This window comes from Aquabacterium sp. UBA2148 (assembly GCF_002328915.1).
Taxonomy (GTDB): Bacteria; Pseudomonadota; Gammaproteobacteria; order Burkholderiales; family Burkholderiaceae_C; genus Aquabacterium; species Aquabacterium parvum.
Genome location: NZ_DCXA01000174.1, coordinates 7,250 through 8,668, shown reverse-complemented (window position 1 = coordinate 8,668; position 1,419 = coordinate 7,250). Strand labels below are relative to the sequence as shown.

The 1,419-nt window shown below is 67.8% G+C and carries 2 protein-coding genes; one reads left to right on the top strand and one right to left on the bottom strand.

Features of this window, described 5'->3' with window-relative positions:
• Positions 1-325, top strand: a 325-nt coding sequence (locus tag B2W70_RS09740) for a hypothetical protein (RefSeq protein WP_286745232.1), incomplete at its 5' end; no start/stop codon positions are given.
• A gap of 3 nt (positions 326-328) precedes the next feature.
• Here B2W70_RS09740 and phaZ read toward each other — a convergent pair.
• Positions 329-1,419: polyhydroxyalkanoate depolymerase (gene phaZ / locus B2W70_RS09735; protein ID WP_286745230.1), on the bottom strand; the 1,091-nt coding region annotated here is incomplete at its 5' end.

The following is a 1,419-nucleotide window of genomic DNA, read 5'->3' as shown; positions in this document are numbered from 1 at the left end:
TTGCGATTTCTTCGTCCTGTTCCGCGGGGACGACCCCAGCAAATTCGCCGTCTTCTTCTACCCGGGCATGGACTCCGCCGGCACGACAACCTACGGCTGCCACAGCGCCAACTGGGCCCTGAGCGACCTGCAGGCGATCGATGCGGCCCCCGAAATCGACCTCGACCTGGGCGCCATGGGTGGCACCCTGCCGGTCTGTCCGTCGAACGTCGAGATCGACGCCAACGCGCACCGCATCCGCATCCGCCAGCTGGCGCTGCAGCGCGTCTCGGCGCCTGCCGAGAGCATCGTCATCAGCACCACGCTGCAGTACAAACTGCCCTGAGGATCACACCGAGGTCTGGTGGATCAGGTCTCGCACGCGCGGGTAGATCTCGCGCTGCCAGCGCCGGCCGCTGAACACGCCGTAGTGGCCCACGCCGGTCTGCACGTGGTGCTGGCGCCAATAGGGTCGCACCGCGCTGCACAGGTCCTGCGCGGCCACGGTCTGGCCCACCGAACAGATGTCGTCGCGCTCGCCCTCGACGGTCAGCAGCGCCGTGCGGCGGATCGCCTGCGGCTCCACCTTCGTGCCGCGCCAGCTCAGCTCGCCGCGGGGCAGGTCGTAGGTCTGAAAGACCTTGCCCACGGTTTCCAGGTAGAACTCGGCAGGCAGGTCGGCCACGGCGAAGTACTCCTCGTAAAAGGTCTGCGTGGGCAGGGCCTCGGTGCGCAGGCCTTGCGCCAGACGCTTGTAGAGCTCTTCAAAGGCACCTCGGTGGCGGTCCTGGTTCATGCTCACAAAAGCCATCAGCTGCACAAAGCCCGGGTAGACCTTGCGCCCCGCGCCCTTGAGGTGCCAGGGCACGGTGTGAACCAGGTTCTCCTCGAACCAGCTCAGCGGTTTGCTCGTGGCCAGTTCGTTCACCGTGGTCGGGTTGACACGGCAATCGATGGGGCCAGCCATCAGCGTCAGGCTGCGCGGCTGCGCCGGGTGGCCGTCCTGCGCCATCAGCGCGGTGGCGGCCAGCGCGGCGACACAGGGCTGGCAGATGCCCATCAGGTGCGAGCCCGGCCCCATGCGGTCGAGGAAGCGGATGAGGTGCTCGGTGTAATCGTCCAGCCCGAACACCCCGTGCTTCAAAGGCACGTCGCGGGCGTTGTGCCAGTCGGTGATGTAGACGTCGTGGTCCTGCAGCAGGGTGCGCAGCGTGTCGCGCAGCAGCGTGGCGAAGTGGCCGGACATGGGCGCCACCAGCAGCACCCGGGGCTGCTCGGGCGCGCCCTCCTTGCGAAAACGCAGCAAGGTGGCGAAGGGCGTGCGCATCACGGCCTCTTCGGTGACCTCATAGGCCACACCCAGGCTTTCGACCGGGCCGATGCCGAAGGACGGGCGGTGGTGGGTCAGGCCCAGGCGGGCGAACACGTCGCTGGCAGCGG